Origin of the sequence: Pseudomonas alcaligenes (genome assembly GCF_014490745.1) — a bacterium.
Lineage (GTDB): Bacteria > Pseudomonadota > Gammaproteobacteria > Pseudomonadales > Pseudomonadaceae > Aquipseudomonas > Aquipseudomonas alcaligenes_C.
The window spans coordinates 3,893,693-3,916,988 of record NZ_LZEU01000001.1 but is presented as its reverse complement, the minus strand read 5'-3'; the positions used below and the strand labels follow the sequence as shown (position 1 = coordinate 3,916,988).

The following is a 23,296-nucleotide window of genomic DNA, read 5'->3' as shown; positions in this document are numbered from 1 at the left end:
GGAATGCTCATTTACAATCGTAAACTCCGCTTCCTCGGCCACTTGACGCGCTGACGCTTGCCCTCCGGGCCAGCCTTCGGCTGTTACTCCCGCTGGTCGTGGCGCCACCGTTTATCTCTAGCTCGCGAGATCCTGGCGTACTTGCATTCCCGGTATTCATGACCCCATGAATACCGGGAATTTGCTATCTGCGGGAGGCGCTTTTAAGGTCGGGTGAACCCCCTACTCAGCACGGAGCGAACCCATGTCCCTGACTCTGGTTATCGGCAACAAGAACTTTTCTTCCTGGTCGCTGCGTGCCTGGTTGGCCCTGGAGCTGACGGGCGCACCCTACGAGGAGCAATTGGTGTCGCTCTACGGTGCCGACAGCCGTCGGCGCCTGCTGGAGCATTCGCCGACCGGCAAGGTGCCGGTGCTCAAGTGCGAAGACGGCATCATCTGGGACTCCCTGGCGATTGCCGAATACCTCGCCGAGCGCTTCCCCGAGGCCCATCTGTGGCCCCGCGGCACGGCGGCGCGGGCCTTTGCCCGTTCGGTCTGCGCGGAGATGCACAGTGGCTTCGTGCCCCTGCGCAGCCACCTGCCGATGAACCTGCGGCGCAACCAGGCGCTGGCCGAGCTGCCGGCCGAGGCCGCGGCGGACATCGCACGGATCTGCGCCCTGTGGCAGGAGTGCCGCCAGCGCTTCGGCCAGGACGGCCCCTTCCTGTTCGGCCATGCCAGCATCGCCGACGCCTTCTTCGCCCCGGTGGCGGCGCGCCTGCGCAGCTACCAGGTGGCGCTGTCGGCCGAGGCCGAGAGCTATGTGAACACCATCTATCAGTGGCCGGCATTCCAGCGGTGGTATCGCGCCGGCCTGCAGGAAACGGAGAACAATGCATGAAACGGGTACACGTGGCAGCCGCGGTGATCCGCGGCGCCGACGGTCGCATCCTGATCGCCCGGCGCGCGGATGAGCAGCACCAGGGCGGCCTGTGGGAATTCCCCGGCGGCAAGGTCGAGGCCGGCGAGGCGGTGGAGGCCGCCCTGGCCCGCGAGCTGGAGGAGGAGCTGGGCATCCAGGTGCGCAGTGCTCGGCCGCTGATCCAGGTGCAGCACGACTATGCCGACAAGCAGGTGCTGCTGGATGTCTGGGAAGTCTCGGCTTTCACCGGCGAACCCCATGGCGCCGAGGGCCAGCCGCTGGCCTGGGTCAGCGAACGCGAGCTGCTCGACTATGAGTTCCCCGCGGCCAACCAGCCGATAGTGGCGGCCGCGCGCCTGCCCGAGTGCTACCTGATTACCCCCGATGGCCTGGAGCCGGGTGAGCTGCTGCGTGGCGTGCGCGCCGCGGTGGCCGCCGGTATCCGCCTGATCCAGCTGCGCGCGCCGAACATGTTCGATGCCCAGTACCGCGACCTGGCCCTGGATATCCAGGGGCTGTGCGCCGGCAAGGCGCAGCTGATGCTCAAGGGCCCGCTGGAGTGGCTGGGCGATTTCCCCGCCGCCGGCTGGCACCTGACCGCCGAGCAACTGCACAAGTATGCCGAGAATGGCCGGCCGTTCCCCGGCCAGCGCTGGCTGGCGGCGTCCTGCCATGGCGCCGAGGAGCTGGCCCTGGCCACCCGCATGGGCGTGGACTTCGTCACCCTGTCGCCGGTACAGGTCACCCAGACCCATCCGGAGGCCGTGCCGCTGGGCTGGCCGGCGGTGAGTGAGCTGCTCCGCGGCTTCAACAAGCCGGCCTACCTGCTCGGCGGGGTGGGCCCCGAGGATCGTCAGCGCGCCTGGCAGGCCGGCGCTCAGGGTGTGGCCGGTATCCGTGCCTTTTGGCCGGTGTAAGTGCAGACCGGCGCGGTGGGGTTCAGGACGCGGGTTGCGCTGCCGCCTGCCAGAGCACTTCGGCGATGCCCTGACGGCGGGCAATCAGGCGGGCGGCGACGAACAGCAGGTCGGACAGGCGATTGACGTAGGCCATGCCGACGCTGCGCAGCGGCTCCAGGGCGTTGAGCTGCTGGCAGCGGCGTTCGGCGCTGCGTGCCTGGCTGCGGCAGACATGGGCCAGGGCGATCAGGCGCGAGCCGGCGGGCAGGATGAAGTTCTGCAGCGGCCCCAGCTCCTCGTTCCAGCGGTCGATGGCCGCTTCCAGGCGCTGCACTTCGCTTTCCTCCAGGGCCTGGTAGGCCGGCATGGCCAGCTCGCCACCGAGGTCGAACAGGCGGTGCTGGCAGGGTGTGAGCACTTCGCTCAGCTCGCCCAGGCCGGGGTGTAGCAGCTGCTGCTCGGCCAGTTCGGCGAGGAGCAGGCCGAGCTGACTGTTGAGGCTGTCCAGCTCGCCCATGGCTTCCACCCGCGGATGATCCTTGGCCACCCGGCGGCCGTCGGCCAGGCCGGTTTCGCCCTGGTCGCCGGTCTTCGTGTAGATCTTGCTCAGTCGGTAACCCATGTTCAGTGGCTCGCGGTGTCGGTGGCGGAGACCAGGGGCAGGCGCAGGGTGAAGCAGGTGCCCTGGCCGGGCGTGGAGTGCACTTCCATCTGCCCCTTGTGGTTGTTGGTGACGATGAAGTACGACACTGACAGGCCCAGGCCGGTGCCCTGGCCGACCTCCTTGGTGGTGAAGAACGGCTCGAAGATGCGTTTGCGCACGTTCTCCGGCATGCCGATGCCGTTGTCTTCCACCTGGATCTCCGCCCAAGGCGGGTTGAGCCGGGTGCGCAGGACGATGCGCCCCGGCTCGTCCTCGTCGTCGCGCAGGTGAATGGCCTGGGCGGCGTTCTTCAGCAGGTTGAGCAGCACCTGTTCCAGCTCGTTGGCGGTGGCCGGTACGGCGCCCAGCTGCTCATCGAACTCGCGCTCGATGAGCAGGGTGCGGAAGTCGAAGCCGTCGGCCAGGTCGAAGTCGTTGCCGGCGATCTCCACCGCCTGGTCGATCAGCGCCGGCAGCTGACAGGGCGCCATCTGCCGGTTGCTGCGCCGGCTGAAGGCGAGCATGTGGCTGACGATCTTGGCTGCCCGCGAGCCTGCCTGGGCGATGCCGTCGAGCAGCTGGGGAATCTCACGGGCCTGCAGGTAGGCGGTGACGTCGTCGAGGGCGATGCCGACCTCTACCGCCTGATCCTGGTTCTTCGCCAGCTCCGGCGACAGGCGCCGGCGGATGTTCTGCACGTTGTGCAGGATGGCGCCCAGCGGGTTATTGATCTCGTGGGCCATGCCGGCGGCCAGGCCGCCGACCGAGAGCATCTTCTCCGACTGCACCATCATGTCTTCCAGTGACAGGCGCTGGGTGATGTCGTCGATGCGGATCACCGCGCCGCGCCCGCCGATGCCCATCAGCGGGTAGAAGGTCAGCTCGTAGTGGTGCATCTCTTCGCCGCGGGCCCAGGTCACCCGCTCGATCTTCTCCACCTTGTGCTGCTCGGCCGTGCGCTTGAGCTGCGGCAGGTAGGGCTTGAGCGAGGGGAAGGCGAGGAACACCGGCTGGTTCAGTGCTTCGTCCAGGTGGGTGCCGGAGAGGGCGCTGGCCTCCTGGTTCCATTGGGTGACGTAGAACTCCTGGTCGAGGGCGATCAGCGCCGAGGGCATGGAGTCGATGATGCTGTTGAGGTAGTTCTGGAAGCCGGTGAGCTTTTTCTCGATCTTGCTGCGCACCTGCACTTCCAGCTCCAGCTTGCGGTTGGAGTGGCGGGTTTCCTCGGCCAGGCTCTGGGCCTGGCCGAACGCCGATTCGGCGTCGTCGCGGGCGCGCTTGAGCAGCTGCTCGCGGGTCTCCATGCGGCTGAGCATGGTGTTGAAGGCATCGGCCAGGTTGCCGATTTCGTCCTGGTTGCCGCGGGTGGCGCGCAGCGAATAGTTCTCTTCGCGGGTGACCTGGCGCGACAGCTCTTCCAGGCGGCGAATCGGCCGGGTGATCAGGCGGCGGATCTGCCGGGCGATCAGCGTCCAGAGCAGCACACTGATCACCAGGATCACTCCGCTGGCAGTCAGGGTGCCGGTGTAGAAGGCCCCAGGCAGCTCGCTGGAGGCGACCAGCAGCAGGTGGCCGGGCGCCACCCCGGGCACGCTCAGTGGCATCAGCTGGGTGTTGCGGAACTCGCCCTGGCGCCAGCTCTCCAGCAGCTCGGCGCGCAGTGGCAGCTGCAGCGGCTCGCCCAGCTGCAGCTCGGCCAGGCGCATGCCGTGGCTGTCGTAGAGGGCGGCGGCGCGCAGCGGTGCATAGCTGTCCAGCTGTTGCAGCAGGGCCTGGGCCGCTTGCGGCGAGGCCAGGGCCTGGCGGCTCAGGGCCGGCGTGGCGATCAGTCGGCCGAGGGTGAGCAGGGCCTGGGGCGCCACGCTTTCCTGGGAGATCCAGTAGGCGGCGCTGATAAACGCCAGGTTGGCCACCAGCAGCACGGTGGCCAGCAGCACCAGCAGGGCGGCGAGCAGTTTGCGGCCGACCGGCAGGTTGTCGAGACGCTGGCGCAGACGGGTCAAGGGCGCAGGTTTCCGCTGATAGGGAGGGAGGAGGGTAGCGCGCGCTCAGACCAGGGGCAATCCGCGCGCGGCCAGGCAGGCCAGCAGGCGCTCATGCAGGGCATCCAGCTGCGGGGTGGCCAGGCCGTGCTGGCGGGCCTGGCGGCAGGCATGGCCGAGCAGGTAGGTGATCTCGGTGCGGCGGCCCTGGGCGACGTCCTGGTACATGGACGAGTAGTTGGCGGCGGTGGCGTCGATCACCCGCAGCACTTCCTTGTGCAGGTCATCGGCTGCTTCGGTCTGGCCGCAGCCGCGCAGCAGCTCGGCCAGCTCACTGGACAGCGCCTGCACATCCTGTGGCCAGTCGCGCAGGTCGCCGTTGCGGCACTGGTGCAGCACGGTCAGCGGGTTGATCGCGCAGTTCAGCGCCAGCTTGCGCCACAGCTTGGCCAGGATCGCCGCGCTCCAGGCATGGGGGATGCCGGCCTGTTGCAGTTCGCCCAGCCAGGCCGGGGCCTGCTCCTGGCCCGGCACGCCGAGCCAGTTATGGCCCTGGCCGGCGAACACCACGCGCCAGGGGCCGTCGCGGAACGCGCCTTCGGTACTCGAGGCGAGGATGCAGCGCACCCGCGGCAGGCGCGCGGCCACGGCATCCTGGCTGCCCAGGCCGTTCTGCAGGAGGATAATTTCGGCGCCGGGAGCCAGGCGCGGGGCCAGGCTGGCGGCCGCTTCCTCGGCGTCGTAGGCCTTGCAGGCGAGCAGCAGGCGCTGCACCGGGGCGGCGCTGTCGGCGGTTTCCGCGGCGATCGGGTAGAGCTGGCTGTGGCCGTTTTCCACCAGGCTCAGGCCGCCGCTGGCGCGGTAGCTGGCCAGTTGTTCGGGGTTGCGCAGGATCAGGCGTACCGGCAGGCCGGCGCGGAACAGGCGGGTGGCCCACAGGCTGCCCAGGCTGCCGGCGCCGAGCACATGCCAGGTCATAGCGGCAGGGGCAGGCGTACCGCGCTGACGCGTCCGCTGGCGTAGGCTTCCGGCATCAGGCGGGCGGCATGGTCGAGCAGGGTCTGCGGGTCGATCGGCAGCGACTTGGCGTCCAGGCCGACCAGGGCGATCCCGGCCTTGAGCGTGATGAAGCCTTCGCTGGTCTTGAACGCCTTGAGGTTGAGGCCTTCATGCAGGCGCTTGAAGCTGCTCGGCGAGCATTCCTGCAGGTCGTCGAGCAGGGTGATCAGGCCGAAGTGGGTGTCGTCGACCCGCACCAGCACGTCCAGCGGCCGCACCAGTTGCTGCAGGCGCCGGGCCACGCCGTGCAGCAACTCGTTGTAGAAGCCGTTGCCGTACTGCTGGCGCAGGGCGCCGGCTTCCTGCATGCCGATCGACAGGTAGCACACCGCGCCGCCGCGCGACTCGACCTGGCGCAGGCTGTCGGCCAGCTTCTGCTGCAGGTAGCGCGGGTTGCCCAGGCCGGTGAGCGGGTCGACCAGGTTGCGCTGCTCCAGGCTGGCGATGTTCTGCGTCATCATGCGATTTTCGTTGAGCAGGCGGTGCAGGGTGTTGCACAGGCGGTCGGCGGCGTAGACCCGCGGCACCAGCTGCTCGTTCATCGCAGCCTTGCTGATGAAGTCGTCGACGCCGCGGTCGAAGGCTTCCACCAGCACGTTCTCGCCTTCCTTGCCGGTGAGCAGGATGACGTAGGTGTAGTGCTCGGCGGTTTCATCCAGCTGGCGCACCCGTCCAGTCAGCTCCAAGCCATCCATCTCCGGCATCAGCCAGTCGGCCAGCAGCACGCTGGCGGGACGCTGTTCGAGCTGACGCAGGGCTTCGGCCGCACTGCTGGCGAAGCGGACATCCTGGTAGCCGGCCTGGGACAGGGCGCGGCCGATCATGGCGCTGGAAAACTTGGCGTCGTCCACGACCAGGATGCTGAGGTGGGGGTTGGGCATTGAAAGGGGCTCGCTGGCAGGAAACGGTATGACCGTCGGTACTTGGCCGAACAGCATGTGTCAGACTGGTTATAATGATCGCGCCATTTCTATCGTCAAGCCAGGCGCGCACAGTCCGTGATGCTGATCGCGCCGTCTATCTGGAGTACTTCGATGCCTTCGTTCGACGTGGTGTCCGAACTGGACAAGCACGAACTGACCAACGCCGTGGACAACGCCATCAAGGAGCTGGAGCGCCGCTTCGACCTGCGTGGCAAGTGCAGCTTCGAGAGCAAGGACAAGAGCATTACCTTGACCGCCGAAGCCGATTTCATGCTCGAGCAGATGCTGGAAATCCTGCGCATGGCCCTGATCAAGCGCAAGATCGATGCCCAGTGCATGGAGGTCAAGGACGCCTATGCCTCCGGCAAGGTGGTCAAGCAGGAAGTGGAATTCCGCGAGGGCATCGACAAGGAGCTGGCGAAGAAGATCGTCGCTCACATCAAGGATGCCAAGCTCAAGGTGCAGGCCGCCATCCAGGGCGAGCAGGTGCGCGTCACCGGCAAGAAGCGCGACGACCTGCAGGAGGCCATCGCGGCTCTGCGCAGCAAGGAATTCGGCATGCCGCTGCAGTACAACAACTTCCGCGACTGAGGTCGCGCAAGGCAGAAAAAGGCCGGCATTCGCCGGCCTTTTTCATTTCTGCTGGGCTTCGGCGCCGGGTGGCGGCGTCGAGCCGTTGGGTTGCTCGGGAGCGTGGCGCTCGCGGCTCCACTGCACGACGATCAGGATCAGGGTGGGAATACCGAGCAGGGCGGTGGCGAGGAAGAACTGGCCATAGCCGAGTTTCTCCACCATCAGCCCGGACGAGCCGCCGACCAGGCGCGGCAGCAGCAGCATGATCGAGCTGAGCAGGGCGTATTGGGTGGCGGAGAACTTCAGGTTGGTCAGGCTCGACAGATAGGCGACAAAGGCCGCCGTGGCCAGGCCCGAGCTGAGGTTGTCGAGGGTGATGGTCAGCACCAGCATCAGCATGTGCGGGTCGAGGGCCAGCAGCAGCTGGGTCACCGTGTAGTGGTCATAGTCGGGCAGGCTCACCGGGCCGAGGCCGGAGAGGGTGGCGAACAGCAGGTTGGTCGCCGCCGAAGCGGCACCGCCCAGCAGGAGGATCGGCAGGATGCCGAAACGCACGATCAGCAGGCCGCCGAGGGCCGCGCCGAGCAGGGTCATGATCAGGCCGAACAGCTTGCTGACGCTGGCGATCTGGCTCTTGGCGAAGCCCATGTCGATGTAGAAGACGTTGGCCATCACCCCCATCACCGTGTCTGACATGCGGTAGGTGGCGATCAGGCCGAGCAGCAGCAGGGCCTGCCAGCGGTAGCGCAGGATGAAGTCGTTGACCGGGGTCAGCACCGGCGCCAGGCCACGGCGGCCGATGCCGGACAGGCACAGGGCGGAGAGGATGGCGTAGAGCAGGAAGCGCAGGAAGGCGCGGTCGTCGTGGATCAGGTCATACAGGCCCAGCTCGCCCTGCAGGGTCAGCAGGAAGTCGCTGCGCAGCAGCTGGGTGAACATCGCCGGTACCGCGATCAGCAGCACGATCAGCACCAGCACCGAGGCCAGCTGGTGGTAGAGGTTGTAGCGCGCGGCGGCGATCTGGGTCTTCAGCGGCACCGCCGGCTCGCGCATCCACAGGGTGGTGATCAGCCCCGGCAGCATCAGCATGGCGAAGATCAGGTAGGTGCTGGCCCAGGCGCCGTGCTGGTATTCGCCGCTGGCCGAACCGAACCAGCCGGCGAAATACAGCGCACCGGCGGTGGCCAGCAGGGCGGCGACCCGGTAGCCGGCCATGTAGGCGGCGGCGAGGGCGGCCTGGCGGTTGTCGTCGACGATCTCCAGGCGGTAGGCGTCCACCGCGATGTCCTGGGTGGCCGAGGCGAAGGCCACCACCACCGCCACACCGATCAGCCAGGACAGATGCTGCTGCGGATCGCACAGGGCCATGCCGATCAGGCCGAGGGCCACCAGGGCCTGCGACAGCACCAGCCAGGAGCGGCGCCGGCCGAGCTTGCCAAGCAGCGGCAGGCGCCACTGGTCGAGCATCGGTGCCCAGACCCATTTGAAGGCGTAGGCCAGGCCGATCAGGCTGGCGTAGCCGATGGCCTGCAGCGAGGCGCCGGCTTCGCGCAGCCACACCGACAGGGTGGAGAACACCAGCATGTACGGCAGGCCGGCGGCAAAACCGAGCAGCAGCAGGGCCAGAGCGGCCGGGTGGGCATAGGTGGCGAGGGCGGCGCGCCAGGATTTACGAGGCATGGGCGTTATCTGGGGAATGCGGCGGCAAAGGCCGCACTCTAACCGCTAGGCTCCATCGGGCGCCAGCCGTGACGGCTCATGCTGACCCGGTTGTTGCTGACCATCACCCCTTCGGCGCGCAGGCGTGCCCGTTGTTCATCGCCTGATACGCTGCCCAGCGGCAGGCTGAGGCGGCCGCCGGCGCCCAGCACGCGATGCCAGGGCAGGCGGGTGCCTTCGGGCAACTGACTGAGGGTACGGCCGACCCAGCGCGCGGCGCGGCCCAGGCCGGCGAGCGCGGCCAGTTCGCCGTAGCTGATCACCTTGCCCGCGGGGATCTGCGCCAGCACCAGGTACAGCGCCTCCCGGCGGCTGTCGGGGCTTGCCGTCGGCTCCAGGGCTGGGGCATGGTCTGCGGCAGCCTTCTGCCTCTTTGCCGGTACTTTCGCCATGTTGCTGCGCTCCCTGCTCCCTGTGCTGTTGTTCGCCGCCAGTATGCCGGTCTGGGGCGACACCGTCTGGCTGAACAATGGTGACCGCCTGAGCGGGGAGATTCTCCTCCTCGATGGCGGCAAGCTGGCGCTGAAGACCAAATATGCCGGGCGTGTGCTGATCGACTGGAAGGATATCGACACCCTGAGTTCGGACAAACCCCTGATGCTGCGCCGTGATGGCCTGGACAGCGAGCACAGCGAGCGCCTGCAGGCCGCCGGCAAGGGCTCGGTGCGGGTGGTCAACGGCGGCACCACGACTGTGCCGCTGGCCGCCATCAGCCGCCTGGTACCGCCGCGTCCACTGCTGCAGGATCGGGTGTGGGAGGGCAACCTGGATGCCAAGCTGGATCTGGATCGCGACCAGGACAGCACCGACGAGCTCAAGCTCAAGGGTGACATGCGCGTCGAGCATGGGCGCTGGCGTCATGTGCTCAACGGCCAGATGGAGCGGGAAACCGAGAACGACAAGGAGACCGAGGACAACTGGGAGCTGGAGTACGACCTCGACCGCTTCCTTACCGATCACTGGTTCTGGCGCATGGGTTACGAGCAGGAAGAAGACCAGTTCGAGGATATCCAGCGTCAGCGCATCGCCGGCACCGGCCCTGGCTATCGCTTCTGGGACAACGAACTGGGGCGCTTCGACCTGATCGGGCAGGTCAATCGTGTGCAACTGGATACCCAGGCCGGCGACCTCGATTTCAACAGCTGGTCACTGGAGTGGGATTACAAGCGCCTGCTGTGGGGCACCCGCTTCGAGTTCTACAGCACCGCCGAGCTGCAGGTGCCGCAGATCGACGCGGTCGACTACGTGTTCGATGGCGAGGCTGGCCTGCGTTATCGGCTCAACGACTGGGCGCGGCTGTCACTGCTGTACGAGCTGAACCAGGTGCGCGGTCTGGGGCAGACCTATGACGAGCAACACTACCTGCTCGGCTTCGGCGTCGGCTGGTAAAGGTGCACGCCGTGGCCCCGGAGCGCGGAACCGCTGGGGGATTTTTCTGAACTCGAGGGGGGATCATCGGTCAGTGCTTGCTCAGGCGGCGGGCCTCTGGATAATGCCCGCCTTTTTGCCCCCGCGAGATCCTGGCCCCGACAATGACGTTCTCCCGTACCCTGCTTTGCCTGGCGCTAGGCGCCGCTGCAACCCCGGCCCTGGCCGACACCGTGTGGCTGAAAAATGGTGACAAGCTCACCGGCACCATCCAGCTGTTCGACGGCGGCAAGCTGCTGCTGAAGACCGACTACGCCGGCAGCGTGACCCTCGACATGAAGAAGATCGCCACCCTGGAAAGTGACCAGGAACTGCTGGTCAAGCAGGACGACTTCACCGGCGAGCGCGCCAAGTCGCTGCGCGCGGCCGACGAAGGCAAGGTCACCCTGGTCAACGGCGAAGCGCCCAAGGTGGTGGAGCTGGCCTCGATCAGCCAGATGCTGCCGCCCAAGCCGCTGGTGCAGGATCTGACCTGGACTGGCAACGTCGACTTCTCCGCCGACTACAAACGCGCCGAGAACCAGACCAACGACTACGCCATCGACGTCGACACCAAGGCCCGCCACGGTGCCTGGCGCCATGGCGTGGTGGTGCAGTACGACCAGGAAACCAAGGACGACGAGAAGAAGACCGATCGTAGCGAGCTGAACTACGACCTCGATCGCTTCATCACCGATAAATTCTTCTGGCAGGGCCAGCTCAAGTACACCCGCGACCGTATCGAGGATCTCGAGATCCAGCGCACTGTCGGTACCGGCCCCGGTTACCAGTTCTGGGACGACGAACTGGGCGCCTTCTCGGTGGCCGGTCTGTACAACCGCAACGACTACAGCTTCGTCGATGGCGAGAACGAGAGCTTCGACTCGGCGTCCTTCGAGTGGGACTACAAGCGCTACCTGATCGGCAAGAACTTCGAGCTGTTCAGCAAGGGCGAGATCGGCGCACCGTTCACCGATGCCATCGAGTACGAGTTCGATACCGAGGCTGGTATGCGCTACAAGCTCAGCAGCTGGGCGGCGCTGAGCCTGAAGGCCGAGTGGGACAAGGTGTCCAGCGACAACGGCGACACCAACGAACGCCGCTATATGCTCGGTTTCGGCGTCGGCTGGTAGTCGCCTCATCAGGCTTTACACCGCTTGTGTAGGAGCCAGCTTGCTGGCGATCCTGGTTTTGCAGGGCGCTGCCTGAAGGGCAAGAGCATCGCCAGCAAGCTGGCTCCTACAAAAAGCTGCAGGCATAAAAAAGCCCCGCACTAGGCGGGGCTTCTTATTTGGAGCAGGGTGCCGGTCGGCTTACATCATGCCGCCCATGCCACCCATACCGCCCATGTCCGGCATGGCCGGAGCGGCCTTGTCTTCCGGAATGTCGGCGACCATGGCTTCGGTGGTGATCATCAGGCTGCCGATGGAAGCGGCGGCCTGCAGGGCGGAGCGGGTGACTTTGGCCGGATCGAGAATACCCATCTCGATCATGTCGCCGTACACGCCGGTAGCGGCGTTGTAGCCGTAGTTGCCCGAACCTTGCTTGACCTTGTCGACCACTACGCTCGGCTCGTCGCCGGCGTTGGCCACGATCTGACGCAGCGGCGCTTCAACGGCGCGGCGCAGCAGGGCGATACCGACGTTCTGGTCGTCGTTGTCGCCTTTCAGACCTTCGATGGCCAGCAGGGCACGTACCAGGGCGACGCCGCCGCCAGGTACCACGCCTTCTTCGACGGCTGCGCGGGTAGCGTGCAGGGCGTCTTCAACGCGGGCTTTCTTCTCTTTCATCTCGACTTCGGTGCCGGCGCCGACCTTGATCACGGCAACACCGCCAGCCAGCTTGGCCAGACGCTCTTGCAGCTTCTCTTTGTCGTAGTCGGAGGAAGTGTCTTCGACCTGCTTGCGGATCTGGGCAACACGCGCCTCGATGTCGACCTGCTGACCAGCGCCGTCGATGATGGTGGTGTTTTCCTTGCTCAGGATCACGCGCTTGGCGTTACCCAGGTGCTCCAGGGTGGCGCTTTCCAGGCTCAGGCCGACTTCTTCGGAAATCACGGTGCCGCCGGTGAGGATGGCGATGTCCTGCAGCATGGCCTTGCGACGGTCGCCGAAGCCCGGAGCCTTGACGGCTGCGACTTTGACGATGCCACGCATGTTGTTCACAACCAGGGTAGCCAGGGCTTCGCCTTCCACGTCTTCAGCGACGATCAGCAGCGGGCGGCCGGCTTTGGCCACGGCTTCCAGCACCGGCAGCATTTCGCGGATGTTGGAGATCTTCTTGTCGACCAGCAGGATCAGCGGGCCGTCGAGCTCGGCGACCATGGTGTCCGGCTTGTTGATGAAGTAGGGCGACAGGTAGCCACGGTCGAACTGCATGCCTTCGACGACGGACAGTTCGTTTTCCAGGCCCGAGCCTTCTTCAACGGTGATCACGCCTTCTTTACCGACTTTTTCCATGGCTTCGGCAATGATGTCGCCGATGGAGTTGTCGGAGTTGGCGGAGATGGTGCCGACCTGGGCGATGGCCTTGGTGTCGGTGCACGGCTTGGACAGGCTCTTCAGCTCATTGACGATGGCGATGGTAGCCTTGTCGATGCCGCGCTTCAGATCCATCGGGTTCATGCCGGCAGCAACGGCCTTCAGGCCTTCGCTGACGATGGCCTGGGCCAGCACGGTTGCGGTGGTGGTGCCGTCACCGGCAGCGTCGTTGGCCTTGGACGCAACGTCCTTGACCAGCTGGGCGCCCATGTTCTCGAACTTGTCTTTCAGCTCGATTTCTTTGGCAACGGACACGCCGTCCTTGGTGATCAGCGGAGCGCCGAAGCTGCGATCCAGTACCACGTTACGGCCTTTCGGGCCGAGGGTAGCTTTGACGGCGTCGGCCAGGACGTTGACGCCAACCAGCATTTTCTTGCGAGCGGAATCGCCGAATTTGACTTCTTTAGCAGCCATTTTGCTTGTTCCTCAATTCTTGATTAAGCGGAGATTCGCGGGATCAGGCTTCGATGACGGCGAGGATTTCGTTCTCGCCCATCACCAGCAGGTCTTCGCCGTCGACCTTGACGGTGTTGCTGCCGCTGTACGGGCCGAACACCACTTTGTCACCGACTTTGACGGCCAGGGCACGGACTTCACCGCTATCCAGAACCTTGCCGGTACCGACGGCGACGATCACGCCTTGGTTCGGCTTCTCGGCAGCGGAACCCGGCAGCACGATGCCGCCAGCGGTCTTGGTTTCTTCTTCGCTGCGACGGATGACGACGCGGTCATGCAGAGGACGAAGCTTCATTGTCGATCTCTCCTGAGTAGTTGTTTTGAACGGCCGGTGACTGCACCGGCGGGTTAGCAAAGTCCGGCGGAGCCGGGCGCGGCACGCCAGGGCGGGCCGCGGAAGTCTGTTCTGCCAAGCGGCAGAAACCTTTCGGTGAAGGCTAGATAGGGGCGGCCAAGGTTATTTCAAGGGCGGGAGAGCAAAATTTTTTACAGGCTGACTGGGTGTAGCGCCCGCCAGGGCACCCGTGAGTGAGCCTGGCTAGGACTGGCTGGGGCGAACCGGGGTCAGTCGCGGCGCTGGTACTCGCCTTCGATTACATTCGGCCGCTGGGCGGACTGGTTCTGGCGCGCCTGCGGGTCGTCGAAGAAGGCGCGCTGGCGCAGGGCCTGTTCCTCGGCGCGGCGGCGCAGGTTGCCGATCAGCAGGCGGCGGGTGAAGGGGATCAGGCAGAGCAGGCCGAAGATGTCGCTGATGAAGCCCGGCAACAGCAGCAGGCCGCCGCCAACGGCGATCAACAGGCCTTCGAACATCTCCTGCTCGGGCATTTCGCCGCGCGCCAGCTTCTCGCGGGCGCGCCAGGCGGTGGCGACCCCGGCCACGCGCAGCAGCAGGCTGCCGAGCACGGCGGTGCCGATTACCAGCAGCAGGGTGGGCAGTACACCGATGGCACTGCCGACCTGGATCAGCACGGCCAGTTCGATGATCGGGAACAGCAGGAACAGAAACAGAAACGCGCGCATTGCAATGTCCTTGGCGGAAGAACGGCTTCCGATACCGTTCAAGTATGGGGCCTGACGCTTAATTCAAGCTGAAGCCGGCTCGGCGGTCGGCCAGCTTTCGGCGCGGGCCAGCTGTACCAAGGCCTGGCGCACCGCGCCGGGGTTGTTACAGGATGTTGGGAACGGCAGCCAGTGCAGACTCTTGCCGATGCGCAGGTGGAAGCCTTCGCTGTCGATGCCGACCAGTTCGGCTGGCTCGTGCCGGGGCAGGCCGGCCAGCTCCACGTAGTGGGCGATGGCGCTGGCGTGATCGCTGTTCATGTGCTCGATCATGCTGGCTTCCGCCGCGCCGGCATGGGGGTTGGCCAGCTCCACCCGGGGAACCCAGTGGATGGCGCCGAAGCCGCCGATATAGCGGCTGCGCACCGGTTGCAACACCCAGAAGTCGAAGTCATGGGCCTGGTGATAGCCACGCGAGTCGGGGAAGTAGCGGTAGTAGCGGTCGGCGGCGGCCTCGATGGCGGCCGGCTCGCTGAGTTGTACGGCCTCGGCCAGCAGGGTCAGTCGCCCGGCGGCCTGCACGTCCTCGGCGCCGCGCTCGCCGACCAGCAGCGAACACTTGGTGTCCTGCTGCAGATTGTGGGTGTGCTGGGCGATACGGCTGATCAGGATCAGTGGATGGCCCTGCTCATCCAGGCAGTAGGGCACCACTGATCCGAAAGGGAAGCCCGGCATGGCCTTGGAGTGAGTGGAAAGCACCCCACGGTATTCCTTGAGAAGTAATTCTCGGGCATGCTTGCCGGCTGCTTCGCTCAATTTATGACTCCTTGCTTAGAATCCGTCGAAAACCAAACGGACAGGCGCTTCGCAGAGCTCTCTGCGCCGCCGGCGAGGCCATCTGTAGACCTTAAGAGGGGTAGTGTTATGGAACTCAAAGACAAAGTCATCATCATCACCGGTGGCTGCCAGGGCCTGGGTCGCGCCATGGGCGAATACCTCGCCGCCAAGGGCGCCAAGCTGGCCCTGGTCGACCTCAACCAGGAAAAGCTCGATGAGGCCGTGGCCGCCTGCAAGGCCGCCGGTGGCGATGCCCGTGCCTACCTGTGCAACGTGGCCAACGAAGAGCAGGTCACCCACACCGTGGCACAGATCGCCGACGACTTCGGCGCGATCAACGGCCTGGTCAACAACGCCGGCATCCTGCGCGACGGCCTGACCATCAAGGTCAAGGACGGCGAGATGACCAAGATGAGCCTGGCCCAGTGGCAGTCGGTGATCGACGTCAACCTGACCGGCGTATTCCTCTGCACCCGCGAAGTGGCGGCGAAGATGATCGAGCTGAAGAACCAGGGCGCGATCATCAACATCTCCTCGATCTCCCGTGCCGGCAACGTTGGCCAGGCCAACTACTCCGCGGCCAAGGCCGGCGTTGCCGCCGACACCGTGGTCTGGGCCAAGGAACTGGCGCGCTACGGCATTCGCGTTGCCGGCGTGGCGCCGGGCTTCATCGAAACCGAGATGACCGGCAGCATGAAGCCGGAAGCCCTGGAGAAGATGACCTCCGGCATCCCGCTGCGCCGTATGGGCAAGCCGGCCGAGATCGCTCACTCGGTGGCTTACATCCTGGAAAACGACTATTACACCGGTCGGATCCTGGAACTCGACGGCGGCCTGCGCCTCTAGTCCGCATCGATCTGCTGCGCGTCGGCCATGCGGCGTTGAAAGCAGGCTCAGGATGCTCATTTACAGACGTAAACTGCGCTCCTTCGCCTGCTTTCGCCTTGCCTGACCTTAGCTCGCAAGATCGAGACTCGGCTTTGCTGGTTGCATAAAAAAGCCCCGCATCTGCGGGGCTTTTTTATGGGCGGCTTATTTGCCGGCGGGCAGGGGCAGCAGCTGCCGGGCCTGCTGCTGGCGCTGCGCCGGGCGGAACAGCATGAGGTCGTACAGGCCCAGGCTGATCAGCCAACAGAGCAGGGCGGTCCACAGGTTGTGCGAGAAGAAGTGCGCACCCTGGGCCATGCGCACCAGGGAGAACAGGGTGCCCAGGGCGATGGCGAAGGCCAGGGCGCAGCCGGCCAGGCGCGGGCGGCTGTCGCGCCAAACGAAGAACAGCGCGATCAGCGCGAAGCCGGCCGCGGCGTGTCCACCCGGCCAGCAGTTGCCGGGTTTTTCCACCGGTGCGGCGCGCGGGCCTAGCAGCGGCGAGAAATGCTCGACGCCGCCATACTGCTCCAGGCTCCAGGGGCAGTTCATCTGGGTGACCTTTTTCAGTGGGCTGACGAAGCCGCCGGCCAGGCCCATGGCCAGCACCAGGTAGCCCAGGCGCCGGCGCAGCGGGCGCAGGCGGGTGGGCAGCAGGCTGAGGATGAAGCCGCACAGGGCCAGCACGCCGATGGCGATGCTCAGCTGCTTGGCGCGGTCATGCAGGATGTCTTCGAGGAAGTCGTTGTGGCGGCCGATGAAGCCCTGGCCATGCACGTAGAACAGGTCGGCCAGGGCGAAGTCCAGGCGGGTCGGCTCGAACACCAGCATCAGCGCCAGGATGGCCAGCGGCAGGCCGTACCACCAGCGGCGGTCGAAGGGGGGCGGATGGATCTGCGGCTTCATGGACGACGCACCGGCGAGGAGCGTGACACGCGAGGGCGGGCGGTACGGGGTTGCGGCATGGAGGCTGTCCAAGGTGACGAGAATGCCGGCGAGTCTGCCGCCGAGGCTGTTGGCGAGCGGTGAATTGGCCGTGAAAAAAGTGTCAAAAGCCTGGTTTTGCAGGGCTGCCGAGGTATCTTTGCGCCACGGGCGCTTGCCGCCGAAGAGGACTGACCATGCGTATTCTGCTGGTGGAAGACAATCGCGACATCCTGGCCAACATGGCCGATTACCTGGGCATGAAGGGCTATACCGTCGACTGCGCCCAGGATGGCTTGTCCGGGCTGCACCTGGCTGTCACCGAGCACTACGACCTGCTGGTGCTGGACATCATGATGCCGGGTATCGATGGCTACACCCTGTGCCAGCGCCTGCGCGAGGATGCCCGCCGCGATACGCCGGTGATCATGCTTACCGCCCGCGATCAGCTGGACGACCGCCTCAAGGGCTTCAAGTCCGGTGCCGACGACTATCTGATCAAACCCTTCGCCCTCTCCGAGCTGGCCGCGCGCATCGAGGCGGTGCTGCGCCGCAGCCTCGGTGGCGGGCGGCGCAGCCTGCAGGTCGGCGATCTCAGTTACGACCTCGACACCCTGGAAATCCAGCGCGCCGGCAAGTCGCTGAAGATCAACCCGGTCGGCCTCAAGCTGCTCGCCCTGCTGATGCAGAAGAGCCCCCATGTGGTGCGCCGCGAGGCCCTGGAAGAAGCCTTGTGGGGCGACGACTGCCCGGACAGCGACAGCCTGCGCAGCCATGTACACCAGCTGCGCCAGGTGATCGACAAGCCATTCGACAAGCCGTTGCTGCAGACCGTGCATGGCGTCGGCTACCGACTGGCGGATTAAGGCATGGAGTTCAAGCAAAGCCTGTCGAGGCGGATCGTCATCGCCTTCGTCCTGATGACCCTGTTCGTTGGCGGCACCTTTTCCGCCGGTATCGTCGAAACCGTGCACCAGGTCGAGGAGCGCCTGATCTCCACCGAACTGGGTGGCGACCTCGGGCGTTTCCTCAAGATGGAAAGCATGGAGGACTGGCGCCCCGAGCCCGAGCCCGGGCAGATCTTCTACTTCAGCGGCGGCCACGGCGACTTCGCCCTGCCGGCCGACCTGCAAGGCCTGTCGCCGGGTTTCCACGAAGTGTTTCGCGGGCAGAAGTCCTACCATGCCTTTGTCCAGCTGGTGGATGGCCGCAGCTACGTGCTGCTGCAGGATCAGAGCGAGTTCGAGGATCGCGAGCAACTGCTGTTCGCCGTGGTGCTGGTGGGCTTCCTGATCAGCATCGGGCTGTCCGGCCTGCTCGGCTGGCTGCTGGCGCGCAAGGTGATCGAGCCGGTGGTGCGCCTGTCCAACCAGGTACGTCACCCGGATCAGCTGCTCGAGCGTGCGCCGCCCCTGGAGCCGGACTATGCGGCCGACGAAGTGGGCCAGCTGGCCGAGTCCTTCGATACCACTCTGGGCCTGCTGCGCCGTGCCCTGGCTCGCGAACGATTGTTTACCAGCGATGTCAGCCATGAGCTGCGTACGCCACTGATGGTGCTGGCCAGCTCCTGTGAGTTGCTGCTGGAGAGCCCCAGCCTGGACGAGCGGGCCCGCCGCCATGTGCTGCGCATCAGCCGCGCCAGCGGCGAGATGCGCGAGCTGGTGCAGACCTTCCTGCTGCTGGCGCGCAGCGGCGGCGAGGATGTCCAGGTCAGCCAGCAGGCCAGTCTGGCCGAGGTGGCCGACGAGCTGGTGGCGCAGTGGCGCGGGGCCGCCGAGGCCAAGGGCCTGAGCTTCCAGTATCAGCGCGGCGAGACGGGGCGGCAGCTGTACAACGCGCCGTTGCTGCGCTCGGTGCTGGGCAATCTGCTGCGCAACGCCCTGCACTACACCGAGAGCGGGCATATCCAGCTGCGCCTGGGGGCGAACGGCTTCGAGGTCGAGGACAGCGGTGTAGGCATTCCCGAAGAGGAACGCGAGGCGATGTTCCAGCCGTTCGTGCGGGGCGGTTCGGCGCGGGGCGAGGGTCTCGGCCTGGGCCTGTCGCTGGTGCAGCGCATCTGCGAGAGCCAGGGCTGGCAGGTCAGCCTGTCCGGAGCGATGCCCCAGGGCTGTCGCTTCGAGGTCAACCTGGCCGTCGTCGGGCATTGACATCTTTTTCACTCGGCGTCGTTTCTACTGCGAACGAAACGACTGACCGGGACGGTAATCTGGCCATGCAGTCAGGCAGGTATGCCACTTGCAGGCCGGATACCCCTGAGTGATCGGATTCGCTGTAGCGCGCCTGGGGCGGCTTCGGCGGAGGGGGAGGTGCGGTTACCGCTGGGGGGATTGTTACCCGCGGTGACTGTGGTAACCCTGCGATCGGAATTTTCCAGCGAGAACAGGCCATGGTTGCCGGCGCTGGGTTGGTCGTGAATGGATGAGTGGGGTAGCGGATGGTGCATGGAACTGCTTTCGGGCTGACAGGTGAGAAGGCTGGACAGTTCGAGGAGTGGTGGCGGTTGCAGGGTGAGTGGGTCGAGATCCCCAACCAGCGCCGAGGTGGCGAGAGCGGCGTGCAGCGGCTGCAGAAGGGCGATGGCCCCCTGCTGTATGCCAAGCGCCAGGTCGGCCACCTGTATCGCGATCTGCTGCACCCGTTCGGGCGCCCGACCGTACTGCGCGAGCGCGACGCCCTGCTGGGCTTGAGCCGCCTGGGGGTACGCGTACCGCGCCTGGTCTACTGCGGTGCCAGCCATGGCGAGCAGGGCTGGCGTGCGCTGCTGGTCAGCGAGGAGCTGGAAGGTTTTCAGGACATCCTCAGCTGGTATGCCAGCGGTGGACGCGAGCAGTGCGGGGAGGCGGTACATACCCAGCTGCTGCAACAGATAGGTGCGACCCTGGCGCGCATGCATGGCGGGCGCTGGCAGCATGGCTGCCTGTACTCCAAGCATGTGTTCGTCAAGGTTGGCGAGGAGGGCCCGCAAGTCGCCCTGCTCGACCTGGAGAAATGCCGGCAGCGCCTGAGCCGGCTACGAGCGGCGCGGCACGATCTGCGTCAACTGAGACGCCATTCGTCTTGGAGTGAGGCGGAATGGCAACAACTGATCTACGGTTACGAGCAAGTGTTTGGCGGCACTATCAAGGGGTTATAGGTATGAAGCTAGAAATTGCGCGAGGTATTTTCCTCGTCGGCGCCCTCGGGGTTACGGCCCTGGCGGCGGCAGCCTGGCAGGAGCCTGAACCGCTGGTGATCGGTGCCGATACGGCCGCCTATTGCCCGCTTCCCGCAGCCGCACACAAGCACCGACAGGAGCAGGCGCGCCCCGACAGCGACAACCTGGTGCTGCTGATGTTCGGTCTGTCCCACGCCATGAAGGGCGCTCAGTAGGCGCCTGCCACGCGCCCATGAAAAAGCCCCGCCTAGGCGGGGCTTTTTGTTGGCCGCGGCTCAGTGTGCCGGGGCGCTGCTGGTGCCGGGCTGGGCGTCCGGTTTGGCCAGCAGGGTGTACACGCAGGGCAGCACGAACAGGGTGAACAGGGTGCCGATCGACATGCCGGTGGCGATCACCAGACCGATGTCGAAGCGGCTCACCGCGCCGGCGCCGCTGGCGAGGATCAGCGGTACCATGCCGAACACCATGGCCGCGGTGGTCATCAGCACCGGACGCAGACGGATCGACGCCGCTTCTTCGATCGCCTCGCGCACCGACAGGCCGTCACGGCGCAGCTGGTTGGCGAACTCGACGATGAGGATGCCGTGCTTGCTGATCAGGCCGATCAGCGTCACCAGGCCCACCTGGGTGTAGATGTTGAGGCTGGACAGGCCGAGGAAGATCGGCAGCAGCGCGCCGCAGATCGACAGCGGTACGGTAACCAGGATCACCAGCGGGTCGCGGAAGCTCTCGAACTGCGCGGCCAGCACCAGGAAGATGATCGCCAGGGCCAGGGCGAAGGTGACATACAGCGCGCTGCCTTCCTGCACGTACTGGCGCGAGGCGCCGGCATAGTCGAAGGCGTAGCCGCGCGGCGCTTCCTCGCGGGCGATCTGGGCGATGCTGTCCACCGCGTCGCCCATGCTGACGATCGCCACCCCTTCGATGATCGCCGAGTTGAGCTGCTGGAACTGCTTGAGCTTGGTCGGCCGGGCGCGGTCGCTGACCGTGATCAGGGTGCCCAGAGGCACCATCTGCCCGCTTTCGCTCTTCACGTAGTAGCTGTCCAGCCAGCCCGGGTTGTCGCGGTAGGCACGCTCGACCTGGGCGATCACCTTGTAGCTGCGCCCGTCGATGGTGAAGCGGTTGATCTCGCCTTCGCCGAGCAGGATGGCCAGGGTCGAGCCCAGATCCTGCATGGACACGCCCATCTGCGCGGCCTTCTCGCGGTCGATGTCGACCACCACTTCCGGCTTGTCGAAGGCCAGGTCGACGTTGAGGAAGGCGAACTTGCCCGACTCCATGGCGCGCGCCTTGACCTTCTCGGCCACCTGCAGCAGCGACTCGTAGTCGTTCGGCGTGTTGATCACGAACTGGAACGGCAGGCCCTCGCCGGTGCCCGGCAGCGACGGCAGGTTGAAGCCGAAGATCTGCAGGCCGGGGATCTGGTTGAGGCGCCCCTGCACTTCGTGCAGCAGCTCCATCTGGGTTTTCTCGCGCTCGTCCCAGGGTTTCAGCAGGAAGCCGCCGATACCCGCCTGCACGCCGTCGAAGCCGTTGATCTGGAACGACGAGTAGTACTCGGGGAACTCCTTGAAGATCTTCACGAACTGGTCGGTGTAGGCGTTCAGGTAGTTCAGGTTGGTCGGCTGCGGCGCGTTGGCGAAGAGGAACACGATGCCCTGGTCTTCGTCCGGGGCCAGCTCGCTCTTGCTGAACTTGAGCAAGGCAGGGATCAGGCACAGCACGATCAGGGCGAACACCACCACCACCGGGCGGGTGTTGAGGGTGCCGTGCAGGGCGCTCTGGTAGCGGCGCTTGAGCTTGTCGAAGAGCAGGTCGAGCTTGTGCGCCAGGCCGGACGGATTTTCCTCGTGGCGCAGCAGGCGCGAGCACATCATCGGCGACAGGGTCAGGGCGACGATGCCGGAGATGATCACCGCGCCGGCCAGGGTCAGGGCGAATTCGCGGAACAGCGCACCGGTGAGCCCCTCGAGGAAGCCGATGGGCGCGTACACCGCGGCCAGGGTGATGGTCATCGAAACCACCGGTACGGCGATCTCGCGCGCGCCCTCGATGGCCGCATCGAAGGGCGTCTTGCCCTCCTCGATATGGCGGTGGATGTTTTCCACCACCACGATCGCATCGTCCACCACCAGGCCGATGGCCAGCACCATCGCCAGCAGGGTCAGCAGGTTGATCGAGTAGCCCATCAGCTGCATGAAGAACAGCACGCCGATCATCGACAGCGGAATGGTGATCACCGGGATCAGCACCGAGCGGAAGGCGCCGAGGAACAGGAAGACCACCACGATGACGATCAGCACCGCCTCGGCCAGGGTCTTCACCACCTCGTCGATGGAGGCCTGGATGAAGCGGGTGGCGTCGTAGGCGATGGCCACCTTGAGGTTCGGCGGCAGCTGCGCTTCCAGCTCCGGCATGATCGCGCGCACGTGCTTGATCACATCCAGCGGGTTGGCGCTGGGGGTGGCCTTGATGCCGATATACACCGAGGGGGTGCCATCGAACGAGCTGATCGAGTCGTAGTTTTCCGCGCCCATTTCCACCCGGGCGATATCGCGGATCAGTACGCGGCTGTCGCCGGCGGTCTTCACCGGGATGGCGCCGAAGGCTTCCGGCGATTTCAGGTCGGTGGTGGCGTTGAGGCTGGTAACCACGTACTCGCCCTTCACCTGGCCGGCGGCCGAGAGGAAGTTGTAGCGCTGCACGGCGCTGGCCATGTCGGCGGCGGTCACGCCGTAGGCGGCCATCTTCACTGGATCCAGCCACAGGCGCATGGCGAATACCTGATTGCCGAGGATCTCGGCCTCGGCCATGCCGGGCAGGGTGGCCAGCTTGGGCTGGATCACCCGCGACAGGTAGTCGGTGATCTGCGGGTTGGACAGCTCGTCGCTGTAGAAGCTGATGTACATCAGCGCCGAGGCGTCGGCCGCTTCCTTGGATAGCACCGGGTCTTCGGCGTCCTGCGGCAGCTGGTTCTTCACCTCGTTGGCCTTGGCCAGCAGCTCGGTGAACAGGCGGTCGGAGTTGGCGCCGATGCGCGCGTAGATCGAGATGGTGGAGAAGTTCTGCTGGCTGGTCGACGTCATGTAGTCGATGCCTTCGGCGCTGGCCAGGCTCTGCTGCAGCGGCTGGGTGATGTAGCCCTGGATGGTCTCGGCGTTGGCCCCGGGGTAGGCGGTGGTCACCGTGATCAGGGCGTTTTCCATCTGCGGGTACTGGCGGATCACCAGTTTGCTGAAGGCCTGGAAGCCCAGCAGGATGATCAGCAGGCTGACCACGGTGGCCAGTACCGGGCGCCGGATAAAGGGATCTGTAAAAGCCATAACGATGTCCTTGGCTGCCGCAACAGGCGGCCGGTAATCGGTGCCAGGAAGCGGGTGCGGCGGTAGCCGCGCCCACCTGGG

Annotated in this window: 21 protein-coding genes and 1 pseudogene; 10 read left to right on the top strand and 12 right to left on the bottom strand. The window is 65.7% G+C overall.

Annotation, left to right across the window (positions count from 1 at the left end; all coding sequences use genetic code 11):
* Positions 1-244 precede the first annotated feature (244 nt).
* Both A9179_RS17915 and A9179_RS17910 read left to right on the top strand, forming a co-directional pair.
* Entirely contained in the window at positions 245-883 is a 639-nt protein-coding gene (locus tag A9179_RS17915) for a glutathione S-transferase family protein (protein ID WP_187807569.1), read from the top strand.
* Complete coding sequence (locus tag A9179_RS17910; RefSeq protein WP_187807568.1) at positions 880-1,821, top strand: Nudix family hydrolase; 942 nt, start codon at positions 880-882, stop codon at positions 1,819-1,821. The genes A9179_RS17915 and A9179_RS17910 overlap by 4 nt, the downstream gene beginning before the upstream one ends.
* Positions 1,822-1,843: 22 nt before the next feature.
* Here A9179_RS17910 and A9179_RS17905 read toward each other — a convergent pair whose 3' ends face one another.
* The 4 genes and pseudogenes from A9179_RS17905 to A9179_RS17890 form a co-directional block, all read right to left on the bottom strand.
* The gene (locus tag A9179_RS17905) at positions 1,844-2,425 is read right to left on the bottom strand and encodes a cob(I)yrinic acid a,c-diamide adenosyltransferase (RefSeq protein ID WP_187807567.1); all 582 of its coding nucleotides are present in this window, start codon (positions 2,423-2,425) and stop codon (positions 1,844-1,846) included.
* Between the two features lie 2 nt (positions 2,426-2,427).
* On the bottom strand, positions 2,428-4,449 hold the full coding sequence (locus A9179_RS17900; RefSeq protein WP_187807566.1) for a sensor histidine kinase: 2,022 nt from the start codon (positions 4,447-4,449) through the stop codon (positions 2,428-2,430).
* 45 nt (positions 4,450-4,494) lie between these two features.
* Entirely contained in the window at positions 4,495-5,406 is a 912-nt protein-coding gene (locus A9179_RS17895; protein ID WP_187807565.1) for a putative 2-dehydropantoate 2-reductase, read from the bottom strand.
* Positions 5,403-6,422, bottom strand: a pseudogene (locus tag A9179_RS17890) (response regulator); the annotation flags it as partial. The pseudogene A9179_RS17890 and the gene A9179_RS17895, both read right to left, overlap by 4 nt.
* A 99-nt stretch (positions 6,423-6,521) precedes the next feature.
* Between A9179_RS17890 and A9179_RS17885 the strand changes: the two are divergent.
* Positions 6,522-7,001 (top strand): YajQ family cyclic di-GMP-binding protein, encoded by a 480-nt coding sequence (locus A9179_RS17885; RefSeq protein WP_187807563.1) that lies wholly within the window; start codon positions 6,522-6,524, stop codon positions 6,999-7,001.
* A 42-nt stretch (positions 7,002-7,043) separates the two neighbouring features.
* Here the strand turns inward: A9179_RS17885 and A9179_RS17880 are convergent, their stop codons facing one another.
* Both A9179_RS17880 and A9179_RS17875 read right to left on the bottom strand, forming a co-directional pair.
* On the bottom strand, positions 7,044-8,663 hold the full coding sequence (locus tag A9179_RS17880) for an AmpG family muropeptide MFS transporter (RefSeq protein ID WP_187807562.1): 1,620 nt from the start codon (positions 8,661-8,663) through the stop codon (positions 7,044-7,046).
* A 38-nt stretch (positions 8,664-8,701) separates the two neighbouring features.
* On the bottom strand, positions 8,702-9,094 hold the full coding sequence (locus A9179_RS17875) for an MGMT family protein (RefSeq protein WP_187807561.1): 393 nt from the start codon (positions 9,092-9,094) through the stop codon (positions 8,702-8,704).
* Between A9179_RS17875 and A9179_RS17870 the strand changes: the two genes are divergently transcribed.
* Both A9179_RS17870 and A9179_RS17865 read left to right on the top strand, forming a co-directional pair.
* Positions 9,093-10,091 carry a DUF481 domain-containing protein gene (locus A9179_RS17870; protein WP_187807560.1) on the top strand — a complete coding sequence of 333 codons (999 nt, stop codon included), beginning with the start codon at positions 9,093-9,095 and terminating at the stop codon, positions 10,089-10,091. The genes A9179_RS17875 and A9179_RS17870 overlap by 2 nt on opposite strands.
* 143 nt (positions 10,092-10,234) lie before the next feature.
* Positions 10,235-11,242: a DUF481 domain-containing protein gene (locus A9179_RS17865; RefSeq protein WP_187807559.1), complete on the top strand. Its 1,008-nt coding sequence runs from the start codon at positions 10,235-10,237 to the stop codon at positions 11,240-11,242.
* 180 nt (positions 11,243-11,422) lie between these two features.
* Here the strand turns inward: A9179_RS17865 and groL are convergent, their stop codons facing one another.
* The 4 genes from groL to A9179_RS17845 all read right to left on the bottom strand — a co-directional run bounded on the left by groL (position 11,423) and on the right by A9179_RS17845 (position 14,920).
* The gene (gene groL, locus A9179_RS17860; RefSeq protein WP_187807558.1) at positions 11,423-13,063 is read right to left on the bottom strand and encodes a chaperonin GroEL; all 1,641 of its coding nucleotides are present in this window, start codon (positions 13,061-13,063) and stop codon (positions 11,423-11,425) included.
* A 43-nt stretch (positions 13,064-13,106) separates the two neighbouring features.
* On the bottom strand, positions 13,107-13,400 hold the full coding sequence (locus tag A9179_RS17855; RefSeq protein WP_187807557.1) for a co-chaperone GroES: 294 nt from the start codon (positions 13,398-13,400) through the stop codon (positions 13,107-13,109).
* 269 nt (positions 13,401-13,669) lie between these two features.
* A complete protein-coding gene (locus A9179_RS17850) occupies positions 13,670-14,125 on the bottom strand; it encodes an FxsA family protein (protein WP_187807556.1) in 456 nt (151 codons plus the stop codon).
* 63 nt (positions 14,126-14,188) lie between these two features.
* Positions 14,189-14,920 carry a HugZ family pyridoxamine 5'-phosphate oxidase gene (locus tag A9179_RS17845; protein ID WP_187807555.1) on the bottom strand — a complete coding sequence of 244 codons (732 nt, stop codon included), beginning with the start codon at positions 14,918-14,920 and terminating at the stop codon, positions 14,189-14,191.
* 108 nt (positions 14,921-15,028) lie between these two features.
* Here A9179_RS17845 and A9179_RS17840 point away from each other — a divergent pair, with 108 nt between their 5' ends.
* The gene (locus A9179_RS17840; RefSeq protein WP_182831907.1) at positions 15,029-15,787 is read left to right on the top strand and encodes an SDR family oxidoreductase; all 759 of its coding nucleotides are present in this window, start codon (positions 15,029-15,031) and stop codon (positions 15,785-15,787) included.
* Between the two features lie 186 nt (positions 15,788-15,973).
* Here A9179_RS17840 and A9179_RS17835 read toward each other — a convergent pair whose 3' ends face one another.
* Positions 15,974-16,714, bottom strand: coding sequence for a phosphatase PAP2 family protein (locus A9179_RS17835; RefSeq protein WP_187807554.1), 741 nt, complete (start codon positions 16,712-16,714; stop codon positions 15,974-15,976).
* A gap of 215 nt (positions 16,715-16,929) precedes the next feature.
* Between A9179_RS17835 and A9179_RS17830 the strand changes: the two genes are divergently transcribed.
* From A9179_RS17830 to A9179_RS17815, 4 genes are all read left to right on the top strand, one after another.
* Positions 16,930-17,598 (top strand): response regulator transcription factor, encoded by a 669-nt coding sequence (locus A9179_RS17830; RefSeq protein ID WP_187807553.1) that lies wholly within the window; start codon positions 16,930-16,932, stop codon positions 17,596-17,598.
* 3 nt (positions 17,599-17,601) lie between these two features.
* Positions 17,602-18,882 (top strand): sensor histidine kinase, encoded by a 1,281-nt coding sequence (locus A9179_RS17825; protein ID WP_187807552.1) that lies wholly within the window; start codon positions 17,602-17,604, stop codon positions 18,880-18,882.
* Positions 18,883-19,169: 287 nt separating this feature from the next.
* On the top strand, positions 19,170-19,868 hold the full coding sequence (locus A9179_RS17820) for a lipopolysaccharide kinase InaA family protein (RefSeq protein ID WP_187807551.1): 699 nt from the start codon (positions 19,170-19,172) through the stop codon (positions 19,866-19,868).
* A gap of 2 nt (positions 19,869-19,870) precedes the next feature.
* Complete coding sequence (locus A9179_RS17815; protein ID WP_187807550.1) at positions 19,871-20,104, top strand: hypothetical protein; 234 nt, start codon at positions 19,871-19,873, stop codon at positions 20,102-20,104.
* A gap of 60 nt (positions 20,105-20,164) precedes the next feature.
* Here the strand turns inward: A9179_RS17815 and A9179_RS17810 are convergent, their stop codons facing one another.
* Complete coding sequence (locus A9179_RS17810) at positions 20,165-23,215, bottom strand: multidrug efflux RND transporter permease subunit (RefSeq protein WP_187807549.1); 3,051 nt, start codon at positions 23,213-23,215, stop codon at positions 20,165-20,167.
* Positions 23,216-23,296: the final 81 nt, after the last annotated feature.